The 25,630-nt window shown below is 44.9% G+C and carries 22 protein-coding genes; 1 reads left to right on the top strand and 21 read right to left on the bottom strand.

What is annotated here, in order from left to right; all coding sequences use genetic code 11:
* Positions 1-231: 231 nt before the first annotated feature.
* From I2483_RS05610 to I2483_RS05540, 15 genes are all read right to left on the bottom strand, one after another.
* Positions 232-1,527, bottom strand: coding sequence for a methyl-accepting chemotaxis protein (locus I2483_RS05610; RefSeq protein ID WP_207174310.1), 1,296 nt, complete (start codon positions 1,525-1,527; stop codon positions 232-234).
* Between the two features lie 2 nt (positions 1,528-1,529).
* The gene (locus I2483_RS05605; protein ID WP_207174309.1) at positions 1,530-1,970 is read right to left on the bottom strand and encodes a low molecular weight protein arginine phosphatase; all 441 of its coding nucleotides are present in this window, start codon (positions 1,968-1,970) and stop codon (positions 1,530-1,532) included.
* Between the two features lie 58 nt (positions 1,971-2,028).
* Positions 2,029-2,532 carry a manganese efflux pump MntP gene (locus I2483_RS05600; RefSeq protein WP_207174308.1) on the bottom strand — a complete coding sequence of 168 codons (504 nt, stop codon included), beginning with the start codon at positions 2,530-2,532 and terminating at the stop codon, positions 2,029-2,031.
* 69 nt (positions 2,533-2,601) lie between these two features.
* Complete coding sequence (locus I2483_RS05595; RefSeq protein ID WP_207174306.1) at positions 2,602-3,630, bottom strand: L-threonylcarbamoyladenylate synthase; 1,029 nt, start codon at positions 3,628-3,630, stop codon at positions 2,602-2,604.
* Positions 3,631-3,690: 60 nt separating this feature from the next.
* Entirely contained in the window at positions 3,691-4,248 is a 558-nt protein-coding gene (locus I2483_RS05590; RefSeq protein ID WP_207174304.1) for a stage II sporulation protein R, read from the bottom strand.
* A gap of 44 nt (positions 4,249-4,292) precedes the next feature.
* Positions 4,293-5,147 carry a peptide chain release factor N(5)-glutamine methyltransferase gene (gene prmC, locus I2483_RS05585; RefSeq protein ID WP_207174302.1) on the bottom strand — a complete coding sequence of 285 codons (855 nt, stop codon included), beginning with the start codon at positions 5,145-5,147 and terminating at the stop codon, positions 4,293-4,295.
* Positions 5,140-6,216: a peptide chain release factor 1 gene (gene prfA, locus I2483_RS05580; RefSeq protein WP_207174300.1), complete on the bottom strand. Its 1,077-nt coding sequence runs from the start codon at positions 6,214-6,216 to the stop codon at positions 5,140-5,142. The genes prmC and prfA overlap by 8 nt, the downstream gene beginning before the upstream one ends.
* 502 nt (positions 6,217-6,718) lie before the next feature.
* Positions 6,719-7,324: a thymidine kinase gene (locus tag I2483_RS05575; protein WP_207174298.1), complete on the bottom strand. Its 606-nt coding sequence runs from the start codon at positions 7,322-7,324 to the stop codon at positions 6,719-6,721.
* A 184-nt stretch (positions 7,325-7,508) separates the two neighbouring features.
* Complete coding sequence (gene rpmE / locus I2483_RS05570) at positions 7,509-7,730, bottom strand: 50S ribosomal protein L31 (protein WP_186667930.1); 222 nt, start codon at positions 7,728-7,730, stop codon at positions 7,509-7,511.
* 1,130 nt (positions 7,731-8,860) lie between these two features.
* Positions 8,861-10,144, bottom strand: coding sequence for a transcription termination factor Rho (gene rho / locus I2483_RS05565; protein ID WP_207174296.1), 1,284 nt, complete (start codon positions 10,142-10,144; stop codon positions 8,861-8,863).
* 410 nt (positions 10,145-10,554) lie between these two features.
* Positions 10,555-11,520, bottom strand: coding sequence for a class II fructose-bisphosphatase (gene glpX, locus I2483_RS05560; RefSeq protein ID WP_207152006.1), 966 nt, complete (start codon positions 11,518-11,520; stop codon positions 10,555-10,557).
* Between the two features lie 86 nt (positions 11,521-11,606).
* Positions 11,607-12,884, bottom strand: a complete 1,278-nt coding sequence (locus I2483_RS05555) for a UDP-N-acetylglucosamine 1-carboxyvinyltransferase (protein WP_207174294.1) — start codon at positions 12,882-12,884, stop codon at positions 11,607-11,609.
* Between the two features lie 19 nt (positions 12,885-12,903).
* A complete protein-coding gene (fsa, locus tag I2483_RS05550; RefSeq protein WP_207174292.1) occupies positions 12,904-13,551 on the bottom strand; it encodes a fructose-6-phosphate aldolase in 648 nt (215 codons plus the stop codon).
* Positions 13,552-13,711: 160 nt separating this feature from the next.
* Positions 13,712-14,569 (bottom strand): class II fructose-bisphosphate aldolase, encoded by an 858-nt coding sequence (locus I2483_RS05545; protein ID WP_207174290.1) that lies wholly within the window; start codon positions 14,567-14,569, stop codon positions 13,712-13,714.
* 97 nt (positions 14,570-14,666) lie between these two features.
* Positions 14,667-15,026, bottom strand: a complete 360-nt coding sequence (locus tag I2483_RS05540) for a response regulator (protein WP_255550279.1) — start codon at positions 15,024-15,026, stop codon at positions 14,667-14,669.
* Between the two features lie 147 nt (positions 15,027-15,173).
* On the opposite strand from I2483_RS05540, the gene I2483_RS05535 reads away from it, so the two are divergent.
* Positions 15,174-15,686, top strand: coding sequence for a DUF2529 family protein (locus tag I2483_RS05535; protein WP_218624867.1), 513 nt, complete (start codon positions 15,174-15,176; stop codon positions 15,684-15,686).
* Positions 15,687-15,811: 125 nt separating this feature from the next.
* Here the strand turns inward: I2483_RS05535 and I2483_RS05530 are convergent, their stop codons facing one another.
* The 6 genes from I2483_RS05530 to I2483_RS05505 form a co-directional block, all read right to left on the bottom strand.
* Positions 15,812-17,407, bottom strand: a complete 1,596-nt coding sequence (locus I2483_RS05530; protein ID WP_207174284.1) for a CTP synthase — start codon at positions 17,405-17,407, stop codon at positions 15,812-15,814.
* A gap of 413 nt (positions 17,408-17,820) precedes the next feature.
* A complete protein-coding gene (rpoE, locus tag I2483_RS05525) occupies positions 17,821-18,396 on the bottom strand; it encodes a DNA-directed RNA polymerase subunit delta (protein ID WP_207174282.1) in 576 nt (191 codons plus the stop codon).
* 919 nt (positions 18,397-19,315) lie between these two features.
* Positions 19,316-22,573 carry a fused isobutyryl-CoA mutase/GTPase IcmF gene (icmF, locus tag I2483_RS05520; RefSeq protein WP_207174280.1) on the bottom strand — a complete coding sequence of 1,086 codons (3,258 nt, stop codon included), beginning with the start codon at positions 22,571-22,573 and terminating at the stop codon, positions 19,316-19,318.
* Between the two features lie 21 nt (positions 22,574-22,594).
* Entirely contained in the window at positions 22,595-23,224 is a 630-nt protein-coding gene (locus I2483_RS05515; protein ID WP_207174278.1) for a TetR family transcriptional regulator, read from the bottom strand.
* An 18-nt stretch (positions 23,225-23,242) separates the two neighbouring features.
* Entirely contained in the window at positions 23,243-24,382 is a 1,140-nt protein-coding gene (locus I2483_RS05510) for an acyl-CoA dehydrogenase (RefSeq protein WP_186667945.1), read from the bottom strand.
* Positions 24,383-24,463: 81 nt separating this feature from the next.
* The gene (locus I2483_RS05505; RefSeq protein WP_207174276.1) at positions 24,464-25,600 is read right to left on the bottom strand and encodes an acyl-CoA dehydrogenase; all 1,137 of its coding nucleotides are present in this window, start codon (positions 25,598-25,600) and stop codon (positions 24,464-24,466) included.
* Positions 25,601-25,630 lie beyond the last annotated feature (30 nt).

The raw sequence follows: 25,630 nt of genomic DNA, 5'->3' as shown, positions 1-25,630 counted from the left end.
CACACAACTCATTCTATCATTTTTCGGCAAAAAAAACACAGCCAGATGAAAATTTGGGCTGTGTTTCGTATTTTTATGCTTTGACTCCGGTGGCTGCTTTCGCTTTTCATTATGTCTAGCTACTGCAGCCAGACGCTTGGGTCATAAGGCGGCTCAGCTTTGTGGCCAAGAACGCCACACCGCAGATCCGCCTTATGCCTGTCGCGTCTTAACGGCTGCTTCCGCTTTTCGTTATTTAGTCCGATCAAACCGACTAATAACATTATAAAGGTCTTCAGACTGCCTTTTCAGTTCACTGGCCATCGCATCTGCCTGTTCAATTGACTGAACTTGTTCTTCTGTTGCCGCCCCGACTTCAAGCGCACCAGCGGATGTTTGTTCCGCGATTGCTGCAACTTCTTGTGATTGGCGTGCGGTCGTCTCTATATTTGTCAACTGCAGTTCGACAAATTTTTTAATTTCAACGACGGAATCCGCCATACCATTCACTTTGGATGCCATTGCTTCGACATTTTCACTTGTTTCATTGGCACGATCTGCTTCGGTTGCCGCCGTTTTCACTTGTTGTTCCATTTCCTTCACGACTTTCGTAACGTCTGTCTGGATTGTTGCAACAAGATTTGAAATCCCATTTACGGCTTTGGCACTTTCATCAGCTAGCAAACGCACTTCCTCTGCAACGACTGCAAATCCTTTGCCGTGTTCACCTGCACGCGCAGCCTCGATGGATGCATTCAACGCCAATAAATTCGTCTGTGCCGCAATATTACCAACAAGTTGGACGATTTCACCGATTTTCTGTGCATTATGATCCAGTTGCCTAATTGTGCCAAGTGATAGTTCACTTTGTGAAGACATATTTCGGATGCCATCGACAAGCAAACGGAATACTTCTGTCGTGCGTACAAGTTCCTCAAGCATCTCTTTTGAGCGTCCAGAGGAATCCTCCGCTCTGTTGCTCACTTCAACAGCTAATAGCCGGACATCTTCAATTGCTTCTGCTGTTTCTTGAATCGCGATTGCCGATTCCTCTGCGCCGTGAGCAATTTCCTTGATCGTAGATGCTACGGCATCCGCTTGTCTCGCAGCAGCTCCGGTTTCAACTGACAAATTATCCACTGTACTCGCCGTCTTTTCGTAGTTCATCTCAATTTGCCCGACTATCGCACGCAAATTAAGAACCATATGCTGAAACGCTTCCGCTACTGAACGGATTTCATCAGTCGAGTTTGGCAGTATGATATCCGTACCGATTTCCCCATCCGCAACTTTTTTGGCCGCTTCCTCGAGATTTTGCAATGGTTTCGTTAATATTGTACTGAAGAGTGCTGCTAACACACCTGACCAAAATATTCCCATTCCATACGTCAGCACTGCGAACCAGAACGGTTCAAAGTTCGGGAAAAATTGTGGTTGTACGACATTAATGAATAATGCACTCGTTGTGTAAGTGACAATCGCAAGTATCGTTATAAACAGAATAAGCTTTCTCTTTAATCCGAACTTATTTCCCCTTTTTTCTCTCATCGCTATTCCTCCATCAATTTCTGTTCAAGCACATCGATAATTCCCGACAACTCGTTGAAAACATGCCGATATGTTTCGATATCGCCTCCGTACGGGTCGTTCACATCGCCAGGTAATTCTGGTTTCACAAATCCTTTTAGAGTAAATGTTTTGTATTTCACTTCTGGGTGGGAATGAATGAGATTAGCTTTATGCCCTTCAGTCATTGTTAAAACGACATCCGCCCACTTTAAATCCTCACTTGAAACAACTCTTGAAACAGGCGTGTAAAGCATGTCCGCTTCTTCGATAAGTGTTTTCGCGTTCAGAGAAATCGGCCAGCCGTCTTGTGCATGAACACCCGCTGAACGAACTGACACATTGTCAATCCCCCTAGAACGGAGAATCGCCTCCGCCATCGGGCTTCTGCACGTATTTCCGGTGCAAATCAAATAAATATTCATTCTTATCACCCTCCCACATTAGAATAACCGAGTTTTGCGAATAAAGAAACGACCATTTTCAACTAAAACATGACAATACTCCTATTATTAATAAAGCGAATCCTGCAATTAGCCTTAGGGCTTTCCCATTTTTAAGACCAAGATGTCCCTTTAATAGGAAGGCGGCACAGGAAAAGACGAAGGTAAATAATCCCGATGCGACGATGAAAAGGATTTTATCCATATGAAGCATACCAAATGAAACACTCACTGAAAAGGCATCGACACTTACTGCAAATGCGATTAAAAATGGAGATAGCTGTTTCCCAGTAGAACTACTTTCACCGTCTTGTAGCAACATATGTATACCAATCAAACTGAGCATTACACCAGATAAAATACTGCTCCAAACTGTAAATATATGCGCCGAAAGTTCTCCAGTTATGAATCCGAGAAACGGGAAAACCATATTGAGCAACGTTGTCCAGAGTACTAATACAAATCTACCTTTATTTATATGTAGGAAAGAATAAATCACTAAAACGTCCAAGGTCGTAATGCCAGCCACGAAAACTTCTGTCAAAGTAAAACCTCCCCGAAATCCGCATCAGTCAATCTTATGCGGTGTCCGGGGAGCTCATTCGTGTGGTATTCAGTTCATGTAGTGTTTTCCTTCGGCCGCTTTCATTAATCTGTTCATAACAGCCGCTCCAACTCCAGCCATGTCCGTTTCAACGGCTAGAATAAGATCCGCTTCCGTCAAATCACATTTACGAAGCGCTCCGTATAAATTTGTCGCCATTGCTTCATTGTTACCTGCCAAGCCAATCGCAAAGTACCAATCCGCACCCAAAATTCCCAATTCATCAGGCCCAATCAACGCGACCTTCTTACCTTCAGCGTGAAGTTTTTCAATAGCTGCACGAATTTTATCAGCGTCGTAATTGATGACATAAAGTGGAGCTTCCGGCGCATAGTGCAAATATTTCATCCCGGGGGAACGTGGTGCTTGTTCGCCAGGTGACTTTGTTTCAGAGTTTACAGGACCAATGATGCTCTCAATCATTTCTTGCGTCGTCCCCCCCGGCCGTAAAATAGTGGGCGGAACGGTCGTCATATCCAACACCGTTGACTCGACACCAACACCAGTCTGTCCTCCATCAAGAATGAGTGGAATAAGTCCGTCAAGATCTTTATGTACATGACCCGCTTCAGTTGGACTCGGTTTTCCGCTTCGATTAGCACTTGGTGCTGCGAGCGGTTCACCTAGTGCACGCAGAAGTCCTAATGCAACCGGATGATCCGGCATTCGGATTCCCACCGTCTCAACGCCTGGCGTTACGTTTAGGGCGATGACGCCGACTTTTTTGTGGAAAACAAGCGTAAGCGGGCCAGGCCAAAATGTCTCCATCAGCTTTTCCGCCTCTGCGGAAATTCCTGTTGCATAGTTGAAAACTTGTTCTTTATTACCAATATGTACGATGAGCGGATTGTCTGAGGGTCTTCCTTTTGCTTCGAAGATTTTTTGCACCGCTAACTCATCCGTTGCCAGTGCACCTAAACCGTATACTGTCTCCGTAGGAAACGCGACGACACCGCCATTTTTTAAAATATCCACAGCCTGTTCATAGTTTCTTTTGTTATCCATAAAGTTATCCACCGAAACCACTTTTGTTTCCATAGGCTAATCCCCCACTTATACACATTTTGATCATTCTATCCACAAGGTTTGTTGGTAACTTTATGCGAATAGCCCTTTTATCCACTCCCAGACGAAAAAAGTGACTTTTTGTTCTTCTTCCTCTTTTTTATCCGGGAAACAGATTTTCGGGAACATTGCACACCACCAGTTATCCCCACGCCCACTACCAATTGTCAAAATATAGGCATCATATGTCGCTTGCGGGCTAATAAATAGACCCGAACGCTTCGGCGGAAACAATGCTTCTTTACGTTCGAGCGAAATAGCAGCGCCGTTTGACATAGCGTTAGCAATTTCAAGGATATCGCTTTCGAGTGCCACCAAGTTATCCCCAAGTTCTTTTTTTGTACGCGACTTATTCACTGCATTTTCGATGAGCGGCTGAATTTCATGTTGGATACTTATTTTAATCTGCTGATCGGCAGACGTATCTGAATGGGCAAGTAGCCTGAAACGGATGGTATCCTCTTCTTCTGTCGCCGTCACGAATACCGCTATGAAGGCCTGAATAATGATGAGCATGATGATGAATTCAATATAAGGCAACCATTTTTGACCTATCGTTTTCTTTCTTATAATCTCGTAGTCTGTTAACATGTCTATCCCCTCCTACTCTGCATTGTTGCCAGAGTAGGAGGAATTTATTCACAAGTCTCGCAAAATATCATTCGGTCTTTGCCATTGATATCTTTTACCGTTTCAACTAAGGCTTCTGGGAATGCCTCTTCGAACAACTTATGCACAGCTGGTCCTTGCAGGTAGCCAATTTCGACTGCGATAAGGGAAGGCTTGTTCATAAGTGTAGGCAACGTTTCTGCAAGCTTTCGATAAAAGTAGAGTCCGTCTTCATCCGCAAATAATGCATTATGCGGTTCGTGGTCGAGGACCGTACCAGACATTAAAGCCGCTTCGTCATGCGCGATGTAGGGTGGATTGGATAACACGACGTCCCACTTGTCCTGTGAGATCGGCGCCGTTATATCTCCTTGCAGGAAAGTAATTTCGGCGTCGTTCGCTTTTGCGTTATGTTTCGCGATTGCAAGTGCACCTTCACTGATGTCCGTTGCAGTAACGAGAGCTTCAGGCCATTCTTTTTTGAATGAAATCGCGATTGCGCCGCTACCTGTTCCGATATCTGCTATGGTAATCTTTTTAGTTCCAAAGAGTTTCTGGCTTCGTTCAAGCGCTCCGTAAACGAGCTCTTCTGTTTCTGGGCGCGGTATTAGAACATTTTCATCCACTTTGAAGGTGTAGCCGTAGAAACCTTCTTCACCAATGACATATTGCACAGGTCTTCCTTCGAGCAGTTCGGCGGTTTTATCCCAAAAGTCTTTGTGTTGCTCTCCTGTAAGTTGTTCCTGTACATCTGCAAATAAAGAAGCTCTGGTCTTTTGCGTGACAAATTCCATAAGGAGCTGTGCAGCATGTGGCTCAAGGCCTTGTTGTTCTAATAAAGAAGAAGCCCGCTGGAGAGCTTCATAGATTTTTTCAGTCATTGCGATCCAAACTTTCTAGACGGTATGCCTGTTCTTCCATAATTAGCGCAGCGATGACTTCATCGAGTTTACCTTCAATAATTTGATCGAGTTTCTGGATTGTCAGCCCGATACGGTGATCAGTCACCCTGTTTTGCGGGAAGTTGTATGTGCGAATCCGTTCAGAACGGTCGCCTGTACCGACTGCGGATTTTCTTTTTTCATCATACTCATCTTGGATTTCGCGCGTGAATTTATCGGAAACACGTGCGCGTAATACTTTCATGGCTTTTTCTTTATTCTTAATTTGCGATTTCTCATCTTGAATAGACACGGTAATACCTGTTGGAAGATGCGTCAATCGGACGGCGGACATCGTTGTGTTGACCGACTGACCTCCAGGACCAGATGAGCAGTAGGTATCCGTTCGAATATCTTTTTCATGAATGACAATTTCGATTTCTTCCGCTTCTGGAAGGCACGCGACGGTTGCTGTTGAGGTATGCGTACGCCCGCCGGATTCAGTTTCCGGTACCCGTTGCACGCGGTGTGCCCCGTTTTCAAATTTCAATTTGGAGTAGGCGCCCGTTCCGTTAATCATGAAGATAATTTCTTTGAAGCCACCGAGCTCTGTAGGAGATGAATCCAATACTTCTACTTTCCAGTGGTTCATTTCCGCGAAACGACTGTACATACGGAATAAGCTGCCGGCGAAGAGTGCCGCTTCATCGCCACCTGCCGCGCCCCGGATTTCCATGATGACGTTTTTGTTGTCGTTCGGATCTTTTGGCACAAGCAATATTTTCAGTTTTCCTTCGAATGATTCGATTTGATCTTCAAGGTCGGATACTTCCATTTTGACAAGTTCTTTCATTTCATCGTCAAGATGGTCATTCAGCATTTCTTTGGCACTTTTTAGTTCGGCTTTTGCGTGTTTATAGTCACGGTATGTTTCGACCGTTTCCTGCAAGCCAGACTGCTCCTTCGAATAATCACGAAGTTTTGTAATGTCGCTTACTACCGCGGGATCACTGAGCATTTCATTCAGATGATCATATCGGTCTTCTACTGCTTGTAACCTATCAAACATTGTGGACACCTCTTTTTCAGGACTGTTTTGTACGTTCATTGTACGGGAATTCGCTTGGTAAATACAGTTATTTCACTGATGCCGACGTTCTTGTGAAAGTTGACAACGTTTCGCGCGATGTTCAAAACGTTCTTGTGAAAGTTAACAACGCCACGCCTAAACTAAACAACGTTTGGCGGGGTTCGCAACGGTTCGCGCGATGTTCACAACGTTCTGGCCGAAGTTAACAACCCTACGCCTAAACTAAACAACGTTTGGTGGGGTTCGCAACGGTTCGCGCGGAGTTCACAACGTTCTGGCGGAAGTTAACAACGCAACACTTAAACTAAACAACGTTTGGTGGGGTTCGCAACGGTTCGCGCGATGCTCACAACGTTCTGGCCGAAGTTAACAACGCTACGCCTAAACTAAACAACACTCCCAAGAAACTTAATAACGCTGCACCCGCATCGCTATGCACGAAAAAAACCCGCCCTATTCTGCCGGACGGGCTCGATTGCTGTTATCCCTTTGCAATTGCTACAGCTGTTACGCCTTTTGGTACTTCGTGGTGCTTGCGGCATCTTGGTTCGTACGCTTCTGAAGCGCCAACTAGAATGATGGGATCATCATAGCCCGCAGGCGTGCCATTAATGAGCCGCTGCGTTCGACTTGAGGGCGATCCACACACCGTGCAGACAGCTTGTAATTTGGTAACGTGTTCAGCCACAGCCATTAGACGTGGCATAGGTCCGAATGGTTCGCCACGAAAGTCTTGGTCAAGTCCAGCGACAATTACACGGAATCCACGATTGGCCAATTCCATCACGACGTCGACGATACCCTCGTCAAAAAACTGGGCTTCATCGATTGCGATTACGTCAAAATCATCGGTGACAAACTGTTCAATACGGTTGGAGCTGGCAATCGGATTCGCGATAACAGTTGTCCCATTATGGCTAACAACGGCTTCTTCGCTAAAACGATCATCGATTTCCGGTTTGAATACCGCAATTTTTTGTTTGGCAAACTGCGAACGTCTAATTCGTCGAATCAATTCCTCAGATTTCCCTGAAAACATACTGCCGCAAATGACCTCAATCCAACCGCCCTGCATAGTTACGTACATGGTGAATCTCCTTCCAGTTGCTTCTATATAATTATTTCTTTACATATCATTGGATTATCTATCATACCCTAAAATCAGTTGAATTTAACGTCTTTTATTTCAAGCCTAAATATGTTAGACATGTTTTTCTCCAAAAAGAAATACCCGCCCGGCGCTAGTGCACCTGACGGGTATTGAGAAGATCTTACTCTTCTTCGCGGCCTTCTTCTTTGAGACCATATTTTTTGTTGAAGCGGTCGACACGTCCGTCCGCTTGAGCAAATTTCTGGCGTCCAGTGTAGAATGGGTGGCATTCATTACAAACTTCAATACGAATGTCTTCTCTTACAGAACCTGTTTCAAATGTGTTACCACATGAACAAGTAACAGTTGACACTTTATAAGCTGGGTGAATTGCTGCTTTCATCAATCTCTCTCCTTTCGCCCTGAACCATCTGGAACAGAGTTGTATTATAAGACTGATGCCTTACACGGTCCGTGTTCGTCAACCGCATATGCACGCAGATATTATTTAAGTTACCTTAGAGATTATAACAAGTTTTTTTTGCAGATGCAACTATTTTAATTTCATTGTATAACGCTGCGGCGCTCGGGGATGCCTCCCACCCTAAGCCGAGCAGCTTCGCCGCCAGTCTTAGGGCTTCGGCTACCCCTGTAAGGCGCCTTCGCTGGATTTATATATGAATTCATTTGTTCAAAGTATATAGATCGAAATAAAGAATCCCATTTAATTCGCTTGTTCTAATACATAGAATGAATTAGAAATCCCGCTATTACCGCTGCGCCGCTTTGTGGATGCCTCTCGCGATAAGCCGGAAAGAAAACCGCTTTCAGTCTTATCGCTTCGGCTACCACGAAGTCGCGCCTTCGCTGGATGGTTTATAGTAGAAAGCGCATTTCGTTATCAGGGATGAGATCTTTTACAACCTGCGGTTCCATGAACCTATAGAATGCATTAAACGACAGTCCCAATACATGGAATGAATTAGAAATCCCGCTATTACCGCTGCGCCGCTTTGTGGATGCCTCTCGCTGGATGGTTTATAGTAGAAAGCGCATTTCGTTATCAGGGATGAGATCTTTTACAACCTGTGGTTCCATGAACCTATAGAATGCATTTAAAAACAGTCCCAATACATGGGGTAAGTTAGAATTCCTACTATTATCTCTTCGGTTAGCAATGAAAGACGCCTGCATTGGTTATTTCTTGGAAATGGGCAAACCATAGAATTGGGGGTAGCGCCCGAAATTGTATCTTCGGGCGCATTAAAAAGTGATAGAGAAGAATCTATTCTTTCATTATAAAAAGCAAGCGCACTTTTCCTTTGACCATTATCAGGGAGCGAAGGACAAATAACGGTAACAGGATTACCGAAAAGAGCGCCAATCTTGGTGACGAAGTCACTAAGATTGGCGCTTGTTATGACGGTAATCGTGTAGCGTTCACTTTGTCCAAAGCGAACCGATAATGGGCCAACGATAGACCGCACAGCCTTTATCTTTAAGCATTTCATCTATCAAAGAAATTGAACTCGCTTATAACAACCCTTTGCCATTACGGTGGGCTTTCATTTCGTCATTTAACTTGTCGAAGAACTCTTCGTTTGTTTTTGTCAGACGCAATTTTTTCATGAAACGTTCTGTGAAGTCATGCGAATCGGAAAATGTTTTGCGAATCGCCCATAGCTTTTCAAGTTGGTCTGCAGGAATAAGTAATTCTTCTTTCCTTGTACCCGAGCGGCGGATGTCAAGCGCTGGGAAGATCCGTCGTTCCGCAAGATTACGGTCAAGATGCAACTCCATATTGCCTGTTCCTTTAAATTCTTCATAGATGACTTCATCCATGCGTGAACCTGTGTCGATCAAAGCCGTCGCAAGAATGGTCAAGCTACCGCCTTCTTCGAGATTACGTGCTGCCCCGAAAAATCGTTTTGGACGATGGAATGCAGCCGGATCGATACCGCCTGACAGTGTACGTCCGCTTGACGGAATAACCAGGTTATATGCACGCGCAAGTCGTGTAATGGAATCCATGAGAATGATAACGTCTCGTTTATGTTCTACAAGTCGCATCGCCCGTTCCAATACAAGCTCCGCCACTTTGACGTGGTTTTCCGGTAATTCATCGAAAGTTGAACTGACGACGTCAGCCTTCACGGAGCGTTCGATATCCGTCACTTCTTCTGGTCTTTCATCAATGAGGAGGACGATCAGTTCCGCATCAGGATGATTCAGTGTAATTGAATTCGCAATCTCCTTCAACAGCAATGTTTTCCCTGCTTTTGGCGGAGCGGCGATGAGTCCGCGCTGACCGAAACCAACCGGCGAAATAAGATCCATAATACGTGTCGATAACTTTAATGGATCCGTTTCAAGTTTGATATGACGGTCTGGATAAAGTGGTGTTAGTGCTGGAAAATGCACGCGTTCTCGTGCTACTTCTGGATCTTCTCCATTGACGGCTTCCACTTGCAGAAGGCCATAATAACGTTCTGATTCTTTCGGTGGCCGAACTTTCCCACTTACTTTATCACCGTTTCGAAGATCAAAACGTCGAATTTGTGAAGCGGATATATAGATATCTTCTGAGCTTGGTGAGTAGTTGATTGGACGAAGGAAGCCGTAGCCCTCCGATTGGATAATTTCAAGGACGCCTTCCATAAAGAAGAATCCTTCCTGTTCAGCTCTTGATTTCAATATAGCAAAAATAAGTTCTTTTTTTGTCAGCTTGCTGTAATAAGCAACTTTATATTCTTTTGCATGGGCATATAACTCTTTTAAAATCATATTCTCCAATGCTGATATCGTTAACACTGTCATCTTTTGGCACCACTCTTTAGGTTAATGGGTTAAAGTGAAACTTCAATCAGAAGGGGGTTCCTTATCCCCCACTGATTGTTTAAGGAACTTAGGCTAAGAGCGCCACGTCCTGTGGCAAAGCCTAAGTAACCAACAGGGAGGAATGAACTGCAATTCCTCCTCGTTGGCCCTCACCATTCAGGCTTTTACGGGCAGTTGACCCCGAACTCCACTTGCTTCGGGTTTCCGAGAACCTTGACGCCGGGGTCTTACTGCGCGCTAATGCGGGAAAAATTTTTGAGGTTAATCTAGGAAGGTATTTCATAATGATATATCCTGAAGGTCCCCTTCAAACGAGGGCCCCCCGGATATATACAGGTACTTCCTATACAAGCGAAGATGCCCGGTTTATGGCCGGGCGATGAGCTCTATCAGTCTTGCATGACAAGCAGAGGTTTTTTCTCCATGCTGTGACGGCCTTCAACAAAACGAATTGTGCCGGACTTCGAACGCATAACTAATGAATGCGTTTCACAGTAACCGCCTTTAAATTGTACGCCGCGAAGGAGTTCTCCGTCTGTTACGCCAGTTGCAGCGAATATCGCGTCGTCCCCTTTGACAAGGTCGTCCATGTAAAGTACTTTGTCGACGTCGATTCCCATCTTGATGCAACGTTCGCGTTCAGCATCATTTGAAGGAACGAGTCTACCCTGGATTTCGCCACCAAGGCATTTCAGTCCAACTGCAGCGATAACGCCTTCAGGTGCTCCGCCAAGTCCAAATAAAATGTCTACGCCGGTTTCATCAAAAGCAGTATTGATAGCTGCCGCAACATCACCATCATTGATAAGCTTAATGCGTGCGCCTGAAGCGCGAATTTCTTCGATGATTGCAGCGTGACGTTCCCTGTTAAGAACAGTCGCAACAATGTCACCGATATCTTTGTTTTTAGCTTTAGCAACAGCCATAAGGTTTTCAGTTACGGATGCATCAATATCGATTTTACCAACCGCTTCAGGACCGACAGCAATTTTGTTCATATACATATCTGGTGCGTTCAAGAGATTGCCTTTATCAGCAATTGCAATAACTGCAAGTGCGTTCCAGCCGCCTGCTGCGACAATATTTGTTCCTTCAAGCGGGTCAACAGCGACGTCCACTTCAGGACCATTTCCAGTCCCTAGCTTTTCACCAATATAAAGCATCGGTGCTTCGTCCATTTCCCCTTCACCAATTACGACAATCCCTTGCATCGGAATTGTATCGAATACCGTACGCATTGCTGTTGTTGCAGCGTCGTCCGCCTCGTTTTTCAATCCGCGTCCCATCCAACGTGAAGCTGATACTGCTGCTGCTTCTGTAACACGAACTAATTCCATAGATAAACTACGTTCCATTTGTGTTCCTCCTGGTATACGGTTAGATCCCGTAAGTTTTGGCTCTCTGACTAATTATAGCATAACTTTTTCTAGTGTTGGGTCGTTCATTCGCCCACGGTTGCTTCTTCCGAAATCGATACTTTACGGATATCCGCTCCAATTCCCTGGAGTTTTTCGATAAGTGAACTATACCCGCGCTCGATGTGCTGAATTTCTTGTACTTCAGTCACTCCGTCGGCAATGAGTCCCGCAATAACGAGTGCGGCCCCTGCACGAAGATCCGATGCGCGTACTGTTGCTGCCTGAAGCGGCGTCGGTCCAGCTAGAATTGCTGATCGTCCTTCGACGCGTGCATCAGCATTCATCCTTGTGAGCTCGTCGATATGTTTAAATCTAGCCGAGTAAACCGTATCTGTAATGACGGAAGGTCCAGCTGCTTGCGTTAGCAACACGGAAAATGGCTGTTGAAGATCCGTCGGAAAACCTGGATAGACTAGTGTTTTCACATCGACGGCGTTTAATTTACGCGACTTTGGAATGAAGATTTGTTCTTCACCTTCAACAATATCAACGCCCATTTCGCGAAGTTTCGCTGTAAGCGCCTCAACATGGAATGGGATGACATTTTCGATTGTGACACCATCGCCCGCTGCAGCAGCCATAATCATGAAAGTACCCGCTTCAATTCGATCTGGAATAATCGTGTGCCTTGTGCCATGAAGTTTTTCCACGCCATCTATACGAATGACATTCGTTCCTGCGCCCTTGATTTTCGCACCCATATTGGACAGCAGTGTAGCGACGTCAATGATTTCAGGTTCCTTCGCTGCATTCTCAATTGTCGTACGACCCGTTGCGAGAACTGCTGCAAGCATGATATTAATTGTTGCGCCAACACTGATGACGTCCAAATAGATTTTCGCACCGCGTAATTCTTCAGCGCGCAAATAAATGGCACCGTGTTCGTTGGTCACTTTTGCGCCGAGCGCTTCGAAACCTTTGATATGCTGATCGATTGGTCGTGGCCCCAGATGACAACCACCTGGCAACCCGATGACTGCGTGTTTGAATCTACCAAGCATCGCGCCCATCATATAGTAGGATGCACGAAGCTTCTTCACGTTTCCGTTCGGAAGTGGCATCGATATCATTTCTGTTGGATCAATCGTCATCGTTCCTTTATTAAATTCAACTTTCCCACCGATGTCTTCCAGTAGCGCCTGAAGGGTAACGACATCCGAAATTTCTGGCAGCCCTTCGATTGTAACGGGGGAATCAGCCAGAATTGAAGCAGGGATAAGTGCAACCGCACTATTTTTAGCACCACTCACTTTAATTGACCCTTGCAATGGTTTGCCGCCTGTTATTTTATAAACGTCCATATGACTCTCCTTCGATGCCTTACTTGTTCTTTCTAGTTTCCCAGTCCGCAAGAAATGCTTCGATTCCTTTATCCGTAAGTGGATGCTTGAATAGCTGTGTCAACACATTGAAAGGTGTCGTTGCGATGTCTGCACCACTAAGCGCTGCGTCTGTAATATGCTGTGGGCTGCGGATGGATGCAGCAATAATTTCTGTTTTGATATTGTGGATTGAGAAGATATCTGCAATTGTAGAGACTAACGCCATGCCATCTTGTCCAATGTCATCGAGTCTGCCGAGGAATGGGGAAACATATGTCGCTCCTGCACGTGCTGCAAGAAGTGCCTGATTTGCACTGAAGATAAGTGTTACGTTTGTTTTGATGCCTTCTTGAGAGAAGACCGAGCAAGCTTTCAGTCCTTCAGGTGTCATTGGTAATTTCACTGTAATATTTGGTGCAATTTCCGCCAATTCGCGTCCCTCTTTAATCATGCCGTCCGCATCAAGTGAGATGACTTCTGCACTCACTGAACCTGGGACAAGTGCCGCAATTTCTCGTAATCTATCATGGAAAGGTACATCTTCTTTTGCGACAAGAGAAGGATTTGTTGTAACCCCTGATAGTATGCCCCAAGCGTGCGCTTCTTTGATTTCTTCAAAATTTGCTGTATCGATGAAAAACTTCATGAATAAATTCCCCCTATTAGTATGGATGTAACCCTATATTGAATACATGATGGAAAGTACTTTTCTTCGTAGTTTTTTGCAAAAAAGCTACAAAGAAACCTTAAAAGAAGGAGAATACATCAATGCTGACGTTTCTCCTCTCTCTTTTAGCAATGTATAATTAAGCTTTTTGTGAACTACCGAATTCGCGCATTTTACCGATAACCGTTAATTTGATGGCATCACGCATCGGCGTCAAGAATTTACGTGGATCGTAGGCTTCAGCGTCTGCCGCAAGTTTTTCACGGACAGCTTTTGTACCTTGTATTTGATTTTCTGTATTGACGTTAATTTTAGCCGTTCCGAATGAAATGGATTTTTGAATATCTTTTGTCGGAATACCTGTTCCGCCATGTAGGACAAGTGGTAAATCCGATTGACTTGAGATTTCTTCCATTTCCTTAAAACCGAGGTTTGGCTCGCCTTTATATGGTCCATGGACTGATCCTAGTGCTGGCGCAAGACAGTCGATTCCTGTTTTGTCCACAAGCTCTTTACATTCTGCAGGGTTCGCATAAATGACGCCTTCAGCAATAATATCATCTTCCTGGCCTCCAACGACCCCAAGTTCTGCTTCGACAGAAACTCCCCGTTCATGTGCATAATCAACCACACTTTTCGTAATTTCAATATTTTCCGCAAGTGGTTTCGATGAAGCGTCGATCATAACGGAAGTGAAACCCGCCTCAATTGCTTCTTTACATTTCTCAAAGCTTGAACCATGATCCAGATGAATCGCGACAGGAACTGTGATCTTATAATCGTGCATAAGGCCTTTCACCATGTTGACAACCGTTGTGAAACCGCCCATATAACGTGCCGCGCCTTCAGATACACCAAGGATAACAGGAGATTGTTCTTCTTGTGCCGCCAACAAAATTGCTTGCGTATATTCAAGGTTATTTAAATTAAACTGACCTATTGCGTATCCTTCTTTTTTCCCTTTGATCATCATTTCTTTCATGGAAACAAGTGCCATGCGAATTCCTCCTTAGGATCTTGAAAAGAATAGTGTGATTATTGTATACCACTAATATCATAACAAAAACAGCCAGTGTTTACCACTGCCTGTTTTGTCAGTTTTTGAACATCGCGTTCACTGCATCACGAACTTCATAAATATCAAATGGCTTAGTAAAATATTTCACAGCCCCAGTTTTTAATGCATCTTCCGTTAATTCAATTTCGCCATATGCAGTCATCATGATGACTGGTATCTCTGGCCAGCCCATTTTCAATCTTTTTAAAACCTCTAATCCATCTATGCCTGGCATTTTCATATCAAGCAGGACACAGCCTGGCACTTCTTGTTCCACCGCTCGGAGTGCATCTAATCCATTTGCAGCTAGCGTTGTTTTAAACCCTTCCCGGCGGAACACTTCATCCAACAATAATCGAATTCCCTTTTGATCATCGACAATTAACAGACTCCTCAATCTCCATCCCCTCTTTCTGAAATACCGTGATGTTATACCTACCTTATTTGACAAACTTCCCATATACCCTTCTTTTTTGACAAAACTTTGTCTTTTGCTTTCCAGGACCCTTCTTCCTATAATAAGCTTGAGGTGGTAATTTTGAAAATGTTGACGACACAAATCAGCGGACTTCTTCTACGTATCGCTGGAAACGGTGAAGGGCCTATTGAAGAGACAGCCCGTCTACTCGCGCAGGCAACAATTGGTGAAGGTCGTATCATTATTGCGGGCTTCGGTGAAATGGAGGCAGTAACTGCAACCGCCCTTCACGGTGCGGAACCCCTTAACGGCGCCGTCCGTTATGAGCTTGGAATGGACATTACAACAGCCGACAGGATTTGGTTGTTAACGCGTTCTGCGATGGATGAGCCTGCATTAGAACTTGCACGGCAACTTGCTAGGGACTTCATTCCTTTTGCCGCACTTGCCGCTGAAAAATCAGGTAGCGGCAATGAACTTGAAGATTTAGCCTATACATATCTATCGACTGGGCTTACGCGTGGCTTATTGCCTGGCGACGACGGCGTACGGATTGTTCAGCCGCATGCGCTCAGTGCCTTGTTTGTTTATGAAGCTGTGAAGATTGCGTATGATGAAATGATTTCGGACGAGGATTGAGGATAAGTAAAAGCTGCACATGAGCGGGATTCCCCGTCTATGTGCAGCTTTTTTAGGGTTGTGAGTGTCGGTTTTGCTTGGTCAACCGACATTTATGATCGGTCCAACAGTTTGCAACTGAAACTTTATTCTTTCCCCGCCATTACTGCTCCGATGAATTCACGGAATAGCGGTTGTGGACGTGTTGGGCGTGATGCGAATTCTGGATGGAACGAGACACCTACAAAGAATGGGTGATCTTCCAGCTCGATGATTTCCACCAGTTGGTCATTCGGGCTTATCCCAGACAAAGTCATGCCAGCCGCCTCGAATTGCTCACGGTATTCATTATTAAATTCAAAGCGGTTACGATGGCGTTCGTAGATCAACTCTTCGCCGTAAGCTGCGCGCGCTTTTGTTCCTTCTTTTAATTTACATGGATAGACACCAAGTCTGAAGTAATCTTCCACATTGCCATTGATTTCAGCTGGGCTCTCGATGATTTGATTCGTCGTCTCTTTATCAAATTCAACCGAGTGAGCATCTTTGATTCCCATAACATTGCGTGCGTATTCAACTGCAGCCAATTGCATGCCTAGGCTGATTCCGAAAAATGGTACGCGATTTGTACGTGCATATGTGATTGCTGCAATTTTACCGTCAATCCCGCGGCTTCCAAAACCAGCTGGAACAAGGATTCCGTCAACATCCGATAATAATTCAGCTGCATTCTGTGCTGTCACATCTTCCGAAGAAATCCACTTTATTTCTATTTCCGCGTCGAAACCGTAACCTGCGTGACGAAGTGCTTCAACTGCAGAGATATAAGCATCTTGCATTTCTACATACTTCCCTACAAGTCCGATGCGCACTTTTTTCGATAGGGATTTCACTTGGTTTACTAGTGCTTTTATCTCCGTCATATCTGGTTCTATTGTGTCCAGTTCCAGGAAATCTACGACGATTTTGTCCATATTCTGTTCATGCAATCTAAGTGGCACTTCGTATAGTGTCTCCGCGTCAAGCGCTTCAATCACTTCTTCCGATTTAATATTACAGAACAATGCAATCTTATCTTTCATCTCTTGAGGCACTGGATATTCGCTGCGTAAAACGATCATATTTGGCTGAATACCAAGGCTTCGAAGTTCTTTAACACTGTGCTGTGTTGGTTTTGTCTTCATCTCGCCTGCTGCATGTAAGTAAGGAATAAGTGTGTTATGGATGTACATAACATCGCTTTTCCCAAGATCCGTTTTCATCTGACGAAGTGCTTCAAGATAAGGAAGAGATTCAATATCGCCGACACTGCCACCAATTTCTGTAATAACGACGTCTGCGTTCGTCTCTTTTCCAGCGCGTTTAATCAGGCCTTTGATTTCATTTGTAATATGAGGGATGACTTGAACTGTCGCTCCATTGTATTCACCACGACGTTCTTTTTTCAGTACAGATGAATACACTTTCCCCATAGTAACGTTCGAGAACTTGTTCAATTTGATGTCGATAAAACGCTCATAATGGCCAAGGTCTAGATCCGTTTCTGCCCCATCTTCTGTAACGAAGACCTCGCCATGTTGTAAAGGACTCATCATCCTTGGGTCAACGTTAATGTATGGATCGAACTTTTGGATTGTCACCTGAAGTCCTCGAGATTTTAATAGTCGTCCAAGTGATGCCGCGTTGATTCCTTTACCTAGTGATGAGACAACACCACCGGTTACGAAAATATACTTCGTCATGTTTTATTCCTCCATTCGCCTATTTCGTTCTAGCTTAAATCAAATTCGCCTTGGCGTATTTGAGTCCAAATCAAGTAAGGGAGTTAGCCTAAATGCGTCGCTTCCTTGCGACAACAGCTAACCAACCTGCATCACGCAGGCCGTGAGCCAACTCAATTCATTCCTATCAAAATCTGTGACATCCGCGGACCTACAGGATTGTAGGTCATGCAACCTTTGCCGCAGGACGCGGCGTACTTAGGTTGCCTTCCATTATTCAGCAGGGGTTTGGAGTTCTGCTGAATAATGTTAAAACAATAAAAAGCGCCCCGTCTGTAGACAGTATCTACAGGAGGAGCGCATATACACTGGTTCATGTCCTTTTAAGGAGCCCAGTCAAAATTTTATAGCGTCAGACGCCTGAAGTCAAGTAATTATTCCTTGATTTCATCCTCGTCTTCCTCTTCTTCGTCTTCTTCATCAAGTTCAAGATCTGCATCATCGGGAATGATTTCAAGCTCGTCATCTGGGTCAATAAGATCTACTTCGATCTCGACAACTTCCTCTTCTTCTTCCTCATCATCGTCGTCTTCATCGTCATCCTCGTCGTCTTCATCGATCAGTTCATCGAATTCTTCGTCGAACAACTCATCCTCGTCATCCTCGTCATCAATGATGTCATCGTCTTCAAGCAACGCTTTTTTCTTTTTCTTCTTGCGTACTTTTACGACTGGAGCTGTTTCTACTTCGATTTGATCGACCGGATACCATTCGCGCAGTCCCCAACGGTTGTCGTTGATAGCAAGGAATCTCCCATCAATGTTCATGTCCGTATAGAATTGTTGCAGTTTTGTTCGCATAACTCGTTCCGTTACACCGTTAAGTTTACGGATTGCGTCCATTAGCTGAAGCAATGTTAGCGGCTCTTTTCTTTCCGCCAGAACTGCATAAGCGATGTCAATCATCGATTCTTCAAACAGTTGTTCTTTCGTCATTTCACGGATGTTCAATTAATGCACGTCCTTTCTATAAAGCGTAACTTCAATCAGTGGGGGAGTTCCTCATCCCCCTCTGATTGTTAGTTAAGCCATTCGGGCATTTATGGGCAGTTGATCCCCATTTACTCTTCCTATTTCTTTGAAGGGTTGAAATGGGGATCTTACTGCCCGTTAATGCGGGATAAACACAAACATACTTATCATTATAAACAATGCAGTCCAAAATATGCTACATTCTTTTATTCTTTTTGGAGTGTCGAAGTTCTGTCACACATATAAACACCAAATATGCTCCAGAAAGCAAAAAAGGGATTGCACCTAGTCCCTTATCATATAGTAGAAAAATGAGGGTGGCAAGGATGGCTATGATCAATATATGCATATATAGTTTCACGCCAGCACCCCTTCCAGTCATTCTCTCTATTATACGTGGAAATTACAAGCAATATCCAATTAAATGAAAAGTACACACTAAACAATTTAAAATGGCGTGTAGGAGATAGAGAATCCCTTCAATACCGCTACGGCGCTCGGGGATGCCTCCCGCCCTAAGCCAAGCAGCTTCGCCGCCAGTCTTAGGGCTTCGGCTACCCCTGATAAGGCGCCTTCGCTCTGTTTATATACTATTCATTTGTTCAATACATATAGTAACTTTTTATACGGAAAATCCGTGCTAAACCGAAGTTTGCACGAATTTTGTGTCCAGCTTCAGGCGCCAGCCTCTCGAGTTGCTGAAGCTTGGGCCTGCAGGATGCAGGTCATGCAGCCATTGCCGCACGACGCGGCGAACTTCGGCTGCCTTCCTTAGATGTCTAGCTCCAGCGGCCAGCCTCTCGGGTCGCTTCGGGTCATCTGATAAAGGCAAATGGCGCCTTTTTCAGATGACCCTCCAGCGCCTGTCGAGGCTTAACGGCCGCTTCCGCTTTTCTTGTTACATATTCCGTCTATATTGCCCGCCTACTTCATACAACGCATTCGTAATCTGTCCCAAACTCGCAACTCTTACCGTCTCCATTAGTTCCCCAAAAATGTTGCCGCCTGAAACTGCTACTGCTTTTAGCTTCTTCAAGGCTTCTTCGGTTTGATCGGCATGCAAGCTTTTGAATGCGCGTAAGTTGAGAATTTGTGTTTCTTTCTCTTGTTGCGTGGCACGTGCGATTTCCATGTTATCGACGTCATCAGACGATGGTGGATTCGGATTCAAGTATGTGTTAACGCCGATGATTGGCAACTCGCCCGAATGCTTTTTCATTTCATAATGCATCGATTCTTCTTGGATTTTACCGCGTTGGTATTGTGTTTCCATCGATCCTAGCACGCCGCCGCGGTCGTTTAAGCTTTCAAACTCGCGCAAGACCATTTCTTCAACGAGATCCGTTAATTCATCGACAATAAATGCGCCTTGAAGCGGATTTTCATTTTTCGACAGGCCGTGCTCATTTGTGATGATCATTTGGATTGCCATCGCACGACGGACTGATTCTTCCGTTGGCGTTGTAATGGCTTCGTCATAAGCATTGGTGTGAAGCGAGTTACAGTTATCCTGCAATGCCATAAGCGCCTGCAATGTTGTGCGGATATCGTTAAAATCAATTTCCTGTGCGTGCAAGCTGCGTCCTGATGTTTGGACATGGTATTTCAATTTTTGACTACGCTCGTTGGCGCCATATTTCTCGCGCATAGCGACTGCCCAAATACGGCGAGCAACGCGTCCGATAACCGTATATTCCGGATCAAGTCCGTTCGAGAAGAAGAACGACAAGTTTGGAGCGAAATCATCGATATTCATGCCGCGGCTCAAGTAATATTCAACATATGTGAAGCCATTTGACAGTGTGAATGCCAATTGTGAAATCGGGTTCGCACCTGCTTCAGCGATATGGTAGCCAGAAATCGATACCGAATAGTAATTACGTACTTTTTCATCGATGAAGTACTGCTGAATATCCCCCATCATGCGAAGCGCGAATTCCGTCGAAAAGATACATGTATTCTGCCCTTGGTCTTCTTTAAGTATATCCGCTTGCACTGTTCCACGAACTGCTTGAAGCGTTCCTTCTTTGACTGCAATGAATTCTTCAACCGTCAGTGCGCGTCCCAGTTTTTCCTCGTTGATGCGCACTTGCTGATCGATTGCTGTATTCATGAACATCGCAAGAATAATCGGTGCTGGACCGTTAATGGTCATGGAAACAGACGTTGCCGGTGCACACAGATCGAAACCTTCGTACAGTTTTTTCATATCTTCTAGCGTACAGATGCTGACGCCAGATTCCCCGACTTTCCCGTAAATATCTGGGCGTTCATCCGGATCTTCTCCGTATAATGTCACTGAGTCGAATGCCGTTGATAGACGTTTCGCATCGTCATCTTTCGACAAATAGTGGAAACGGCGGTTCGTCCGTTCCGGTGTTCCTTCTCCTGCGAATTGTCGTTTCGGATCTTCGCCTTCGCGTTTGAACGGGAATACACCAGCTGTATACGGGTATGAACCCGGGACGTTTTCTTTATAAACCCAGCGAAGAATTTCTCCGTAGTCTTTGTATTTCGGCAACGCGACTTTCGGAATTTTTAATCCAGAAAGGCTTGTTGTTGTCAAAGCAGTACGCAGTTCTTTGTCGCGAACTTTTGTGATGAATTCATCGCCCGCGTAGGCTTCTTTCAACTTCGCCCAGTTGGCAAGGATTCGTTTTGATTCTGGCGTCAATTCTTCTTTGATGCCCTCCGCAAGTGATTGCAGTGAAGTCACGAGCGCATCGTCTGGCGCTTGTTCGTTGACCGTTTGAATAGCTCCTTCAAGCTGGAATAATTTGCGTGCAAGTGTTTCCTGCACTTCGGATTTTTTATGGTACCCACGAACCGTGTCTGAGATTTCTCGTAAATATTGCTGACGGTCGTTCGGGATGATGACGTTTTGCTTTTGTGTTTTAACGAATTGCCCATAAGACGTTTCCCAGTCGAGGCCGCATTTGTCGTTCAATACGGAAACGAGTGCTGCAAACAGTGAATTCGTCCCTTTGTCGTTGAACTGGCTTGCGATTGTGCCATACACCGGCATTGTATCGAGGTCTTTATCCCATAGTAGATGGCTGCGCTGATACTGTTTCTGTACTTGACGCAATGCATCTTCAGAGCCTTTACGCTCGAATTTATTGATAACAATCAGGTCTGCGAAATCAATCATGTCAATCTTTTCAAGTTGTGTCGGCGCACCGAATTCACTTGTCATGACATACATCGAAGCATCAGAAACTTCCGTAATTTCCGCGTCCCCTTGCCCGATTCCGCTTGTTTCAACAACGATTAAGTCGAAACCAGCTGTTTTCACGACGTCTAACACATCCCGAATCGCTCCGGAAAGTTCTGTCCGAGAACCGCGTGTTGCAAGACTTCGCATGAATACGCGCTTGTTGAAGATGGCATTCATGCGAATGCGGTCACCCAGTAACGCCCCGCCTGTTTTTTGTTTCGTTGGGTCAATCGATAGGATTGCGACTCTTTTTTCAGGTAGTTCATGGAGAAATCTACGAATTAATTCGTCAGTAAGCGAGCTTTTCCCCGCTCCACCTGTTCCAGTAATCCCAAGAACCGGCGTATTTTTAGAAAGTGTACGTGCTCTTTCAACAACTGCAGCTGCTTGCGCGTCGTCCTGGCCGTACATTTCCTCCACGAACGTAATTACATTTGCGAGTACTTCCGGCTGATCAACTGTTATTTTTTCAAGGTTTTCCATTTCATTGTCTGTCGCTGTGAGGTAATCGCATTGCTCCATCATTCGGTTAATCATCCCTTGAAGGCCCATTTTGCGCCCATCTTCAGGTGAAAATATCCATGTGATGCCGTAGTCATGCAGTTCTTTGATTTCCTTCGGGATGATAACTCCGCCGCCACCTGCGTAAATGCGAATATGCGGCGCACCTTTTTCCTGTAGTAGATCATACATGTATTTGAAATATTCAACGTGCCCGCCTTGGTACGAAGACATTGCAATTGCTTGAACATCTTCCTGAATTGCCGCGTTGACAACTTCCTCGACAGAACGATTATGCCCCAAGTGAATTACTTCTGCACCACTCGCTTGCATAATACGACGCATGATATTGATGGATGCGTCATGACCATCAAAAAGACTCGACGCTGTAACGAACCGAATATGGTGTTTCGGTTTATAAATTTCAACTGTTGCCATATATGGAACACCCCTTTTGCGTTATTGAACGTTTCCCCCAATTAAACCTTTAAATAGCTGATCTGTTTGAACGTGAATATAATCTTCTATCGTATAGCTTTTATGCAATGCCCATCTGCGAAATGCCCACATCTGTCCTTGAACGACGATGTGATGTGCCGCGATACCAACTTGTTCTGTTGAAATGCGCAATTCCCCCGATTTTGCACATGCATCCAGCAGATTTTCGAACAAAGCGACCATTTCCATTTCTTTTTTCAGAACGTATTGCAATGCATCTTTTGGTAGCGATTTCGACTCTTGGTACATCACCAGAAATTCATCAGACATATCATCAATCAAATGATAATACTGGTTAATGGCTACCCGCAGTCCATCCACTGTCCCTTCTTGTGTAGGCAGGGCAGAAAGACGGTCATGCACTTCGTTATAAATACTGTCACAAACGAGGTAGAGTACATCTTCCTTGGTGCGAATATATTCATAAAGTGTTCCAATACTAAATCCCGATTCTTTTGCGATTTCGCGGGTTGTCGCACGGTGGAACCCTTTCTCTTTAAAAAGCTTCACCGCACCACGAATCATCTGTTCACGGCGTTTTTCAATCAGATTTTCATCTTTGACAGACGATTTCACTTCTCGTTTATTCACTTCTCTACACCTCCCCGCTTATTTTGTCAGCATACGGGAGATAACGAGGCGCTGAATTTCTTGCGTTCCTTCGTAGATCTGCGTAATTTTCGCATCACGCATGTATCGCTCAACAGGATAGTCTTTTGTATATCCGTATCCTCCGAAAACTTGAACAGCGTCTGTTGTCACTTTCATAGCTGTATCTCCAGCCATTAGTTTTGCCATTGCAGATGCCTGACCATATGGTAAGTTGTTTGACTCAAGCCAAGCAGCCTGGTACGTCAACAGTCTTGAAGCTTCCGTTGCTGTCGCCATATCTGCCAATTTGAAGCCAATGCCTTGGTTTGCAGCGATTGGTTTACCGAACTGAACACGCTCTTTCGCATAGTCAACAGCTGCGTCAAGTGCCCCTTGTGCAATTCCGACTGCTTGTGCAGCAATTCCATTACGGCCGCCGTCAAGTGTTTTCATAGCGATGATGAAGCCTTCCCCTTCTTCCCCAAGTAGGTTTTCTTTCGGTACACGACAGTTGTCGAACATAATTTCAGTTGTAGGCGATGAACGAATGCCGAGTTTTCGCTCTTTTTTCCCAACAGAGAATCCTGGGAAATCTTTTTCGACGATAAATGCGCTAGTTCCTTTATGTTTTGAATCTGGATCAGTAACCGCGAAGACGATGTAGATGTCAGCAATACCGCCGTTTGTAATGAATATCTTAGAACCATTTAAGACGTAGTCGTCCCCGTCCAGCTTCGCTGATGTGCGCATGCCGCCTGCATCAGAACCAGAACTCGGCTCTGTTAGACCATATGCCCCCATTTTTGTACCTTCTGCCATTGGACGAAGGTATTGTTGTTTCTGTTCTTCCGTACCGTATTTAAATACAGGCCAGCCTGCAAGCGAGGTATGAGCGGAAAGAGTGACGCCTGTTGACGCACAAACACGTGACAATTCTTCTACAGCGATACAATACGCAAGGAAGTCACTGCCAATGCCGCCATACTCTTCAGGCCAAGGGATACCTGTCAGTCCAAGATCGGCCATTTTCTTAAAGATTTCCATGTCGAAACGTTCTTCTTCATCACGTTCTGCTGCTGTTGGCGCGACTTCATTTTCTGCAAAGTCGCGGACCATTTTGCGGATCATTTCGTGTTCTTCGGATAGTTTAAAGTTCATTTTAATTCCCCCTGTTTTTTCGAGTGTTTTTTGGACATTGAATGGTGTCAGTAACTGGACACCGGATTTCCTATGCGTACATCACTTCATCAAATGTTTGCTAATAACAATACGCTGGATTTCGCTTGTGCCTTCGTAAATTTCTGTTACTTTTGCGTCGCGGAAATAGCGCTCGACTGGGTAATCTTCTGTGTAGCCGTAACCGCCGAATACTTGAACTGCTTCAATCGATCCTTCTACTGCCGCTTTTGAGGCGAAAAGCTTAGCCATTGATGCTTCTTTTCCGCATGGCAGTCCTTCTGCACGAAGTTGTGCGGCACGGTAGACGAGCAATTTTGCCGCCTCGACCGCCGTTGCCATATCTGCTAGTTTGAATCCAACGCCTTGTTGAGCGGCGATTGGTTTACCAAATTGGACGCGTTGTTTGGCGTAATCTGTTGCTGCTTCAAGTGCTGCTTCTGCGATACCGAGTGCTTGCGCCGCGATACCGATGCGACCAACATCTAGGTTCGCCATTGCAATTTTGAAGCCGCCGCCTTCTTCACCGAGCAAGTTTTCTAGCGGAACTTTCATTTGATCGAACGACAGCTCTACTGTTCTTGAACCGTGAAGCCCCATTTTTCGTTCATCTTTTCCGATGACGAGGCCCGGTGTGTCTTTATCGACGATAAATGCTGAAATACCATAAGTCCCTTTAGACGGATCTGTCGATGCAAAGACGATGTAAACATCCGCTTCGCCACCGTTGGTAATAAACATTTTAGAGCCGTTAAGTACATAATGATCGTCTTTTTTAACTGCACGTGTTTTAAGTGATCCTGCGTCAGAACCGGATGATGCTTCTGTCAGGCAGAAAGCACCAAGGTATTCGCCGCTTGCCAATTTCGGGAGGTAACGGTTTTTCTGTTCGTCGTTACCGAAATACATAATCGGGTTTGTACCAACCGATGTATGAACGGAAAGAATGACACCGACAACGGCACTTACTTTCGACAGTTCATGGATGGCGCTAATATACGAGATGAAATCCATGCCCGCCCCACCGTATTGTTCTGGGACAGTAATGCCCATCAAACCGAGCCCGCCCATTTTCTTTAAAATTTCACGTGGGAATTCCCCAGCTTCCATTCGTGGAATGAACGGTTCAATTTCAGTCTTCGCAAAATTTTGTACCATGTCGCGCATCATCTGCTGTTCTTCGGTGAATGTTAAATCCATTATGATTTCCCCTTTAAATGTAAGCGTTAG

Source organism: Sporosarcina sp. E16_3 (assembly GCF_017347125.1).
In the GTDB taxonomy this organism is placed as follows: domain Bacteria; phylum Bacillota; class Bacilli; order Bacillales_A; family Planococcaceae; genus Sporosarcina.
The sequence above is the reverse complement of the archived record's forward strand: the minus strand, read 5'-3'. Positions and strand labels throughout refer to the sequence as shown.